Origin of the sequence: Streptomyces cellostaticus, from assembly GCF_001513965.1 — a bacterium.
GTDB classification, from domain to species: domain Bacteria; phylum Actinomycetota; class Actinomycetes; order Streptomycetales; family Streptomycetaceae; genus Streptomyces; species Streptomyces cellostaticus.
The window spans coordinates 1-1,276 of the sequence record NZ_KQ948113.1; the positions used below are offsets into that span (position 1 = coordinate 1).

The following is a 1,276-nucleotide window of genomic DNA, read 5'->3' on the forward strand; positions in this document are numbered from 1 at the left end:
CTCAACACCCCCAACAGACTCGACCGGCGGACCGGCAACCGAAGCAGGCACCCACTCCACACGGAACAAACCATCACCAGACCGACCCGCCACCAGACTCTCAGCAGACACCGGCCGCAACACCAACGACCCCACCGAAGCAATCAACCCACCAACCCCATCAGCCAACATGACTGACACACCCTCACCCGAAACCGACGGAGCAATCCGCACCCGCGCCGACACCGCACCCGCCGCATGCACCACCACATCACCCCACGCAAACGGCAACACCAACCCCTCACCCCCAACACCCAAACCAGCCACATGCAACGCCGCATCCAACAAAGCCGGATGCAACCCAAACCCCGCCACCGCCACACCCTCCGGCAACACAACCTCAGCAAACAACTCCTCACCACGCCGCCACGCCGCCTGCACCCCCCGAAACACCGGCCCATAAGCCAACCCACGCCCAGCCAAACCCCCATAGAAATCACCCAAGTCCACCGCAACCGCACCAGCCGGCGGCCACACCAACAACTCCCCACCCTCAACCGCAACTTCGGCAGGCGCCGCCACACCCGTCGCGTGCCGAATCCATTCCTCTCCAGGTATGGCGTCCTCGGGCCGGGAGTAGATCGCGACGTCCCGCCGACCCTCATAACCCGGCTCGGTCAGGGTCACCTGCACCTGCATGCCGCCGTGTTTCGGAAGCGTCAGGGGTGTTTCGATGAGGAGTTCCTCGAGCCGCCCGCATTCGGCTTCATCGCTGGCACGTACGGCCATCTCCAGCAGGGCCGCTCCGGGCACCACCACCTGGCCGGCCACCACGTGGTCTGCCAGCCACGGCTGGGCAGCCACGGACAAGCGCCCCGTCAGCACCAAGCCGCCGTTCGCAGGCAGTTCAACGGCCGCGCCCAGCAGCGGATGACGCGCGGGAGACTGGCCCAGTCCGGCCGCATCAACCGGGCCGGAACTGGCCGGCAGCCAGTACTGCTGGCGCTGGAAGGCGTAGGTGGGCAGGTCGACCCGGCGGCGGGCGCCGGTTCCCGTGAACACCTGATCCCAGTCCACCGCCTGGCCGCGGACATGGACCCTGGCCACCGCGGTGAGCAGGGCTCGGACCTCGTTACGACCCCGGCGCAGCAGCGGCACCCACGCCTCACCGGCATCATCACTGGCTTCAACGGGATCACTGCTGGTGTTGCGGATCTGGGGGCCCATCCCCGACAGCACACCGTCCGGGCCGATCTCGATGAAGGTGCGCACGCCGTTGTCCCGCAGCGCGGAGACA

Annotated in this window: 1 protein-coding gene; it reads right to left on the minus strand. The window is 67.2% G+C overall.

From position 1 onward, the window contains the following. Positions 1 to 1,251: polyketide synthase dehydratase domain-containing protein (locus tag AQI88_RS42290; protein WP_208616108.1), on the minus strand; the 1,251-nt coding region annotated here is incomplete at its 3' end. Positions 1,252 to 1,276 lie beyond the last annotated feature (25 nt).